Here is a 1,796-nt window from a genome sequence, read left to right as displayed (position 1 = left end):
GTCGGGAAACCAACCATATTTTACCATGAAGGAGGCCTTTTTTGACCCCACGCTAGAAGCTCTACGGAACCCCCGGCGTAGCCGAGGGTTTTCGAAGACCATAAATAAATACAAAAAACATCTATCCTTGTTGGATAGATGTTTTTGTAAATATAAGGTATACTATTGGATTAATCAAAGATAAGCCATTGATTATTAAGCGATCATATCTTCTTTTTCAACAGACTTGTCTTCAACTTTTACATAATATTTTCCTTTTGTTATAACTGCAATAACAACTGTCAGGATTGCAGCTAGAATGGCAGCGAAAAACGCTGCTGTACTTTGCAGGAATTCTCCGAAATAACCTAGTGCTGCAACAGTACCAAGACCACTTCCTACAATTAAAGATACAACTCCGACCGGATTCCATTTATATAGATTCCGTTGTTTCGGCTCATAATAGCCTGGCCCAATTTTCAATAGGCGTTTTACAATTACTGCATCCGCTACTAGAATTGTCGCCCAAGTCATCAGGAATACACCTTGGAAGGTCATGACAGTACCTAGGTGATTCACAATGCCGGCAAGCATGAGAACAATTGCACTGACACCAGTGACAACTACCCAGAAACGACGACCCGGTTTAAAGTTGAAGATATTTTCAAAGAAATTCGATAGAGATAATGAACCACTATAAATATTAGTAACGTTGATACGGACTTGAGTGATCATTGTAAATAACACGCCCCAAATACCGAGAAGCATAACAATATATACACCTGGATTCGGTTCTCCTAAACGGACACCAAACCAAATTCCAAGACCGCCCATTACTCCAAAACAGAAGATTTGCGGAATAAATCCAATTGCCCAGATACCAACTTTCATATCCTTAGGTTTTAAGAATCGTGCATAATCAGAAGCTAAGAGTGGGGTAAGACCCATGATACCATGTTGCATTCCAATACAAAGCAACAATGCTGTACCGCCTACTTGAACACCTTCTGGCATGTATGTCCAAAAGCTGCCTTCATAAAGTGATGGTGTAAGTGCTGCCATAATAATTGCTGCTACTAAAAACACAAAAAATATTGGTAGAGACCATTTCTGTAATTTATCAAGCTGCTTAATTCCAAACCAATTTAATGGAATGACAATGGAACCAAAGAAGACTATTAATACCCATTCAGGGATTGATGGGAAAAACGCGTGGACCGCCGCAACAAGTATCATACCTTCGAGGGCACAATACATAATAAAGTTTGAGGCGTAAATAAATGAGGTGAGCGATGCACCAATATAACCAAATCCGCCGCCTCTGGATAATAGGTTCACATTCATTCCCGACTTTGCAGATAAGTAAGCAATAAACGTACCTAATATTCCAGCTACAATAATCGCATATATAGCAGATATAATTGCATTGATTGCACCAAATTGAAGTGCCATAACACTTCCCATTTGGAAGTAAAAAATTGCTGTTGCAATACCAAAAGTGATATTGGTAATGCTTAACCATCCCATGTTTCTTTTACTACGAGGAACTCGATCTAAAGAATAATCATCACTTTTATTTTCCTCTACTTTGTGATCTGTATGTTGCACAGATCTCATAGATACCAACTTCCCTTCTTTTATTATATAGCAAAATTTAAATTTGATATTGTGTTCTGCATCACAAAAATCAAATAACTATTTAAGTGTATCACATCACTAGCGTTGCATTAATTAAGACTAAATATTAACAAGACCCCGAATTTTCGCTAATTTACTTTAATGCAAATAAAAAGTCCTTTATAATGGATTTATTCAGG

1 protein-coding gene is annotated in these 1,796 nt (G+C 37.5%); it reads right to left on the bottom strand.

What is annotated here, in order from left to right; translation table 11 throughout:
- Window positions 1-195: 195 nt before the first annotated feature.
- On the bottom strand, window positions 196-1,596 hold the full coding sequence (locus ACFSBH_RS12310; RefSeq protein ID WP_251517717.1) for a purine-cytosine permease family protein: 1,401 nt from the start codon (window positions 1,594-1,596) through the stop codon (window positions 196-198).
- Window positions 1,597-1,796 lie beyond the last annotated feature (200 nt).

The sequence above is a fragment of the Oceanobacillus luteolus genome (assembly GCF_042678205.1).
GTDB lineage: Bacteria > Bacillota > Bacilli > Bacillales > Amphibacillaceae > Oceanobacillus > Oceanobacillus luteolus.
This window is presented reverse-complemented; position numbering and strand designations above follow the sequence as displayed.

Coding starts and splice junctions, on each gene's coding strand:
- ACFSBH_RS12310 (WP_251517717.1), bottom strand. CDS start 1,596: ATGAGATCTGTGCAACATACAGATCACAAAGTAGAGGAAAATAAAAGT.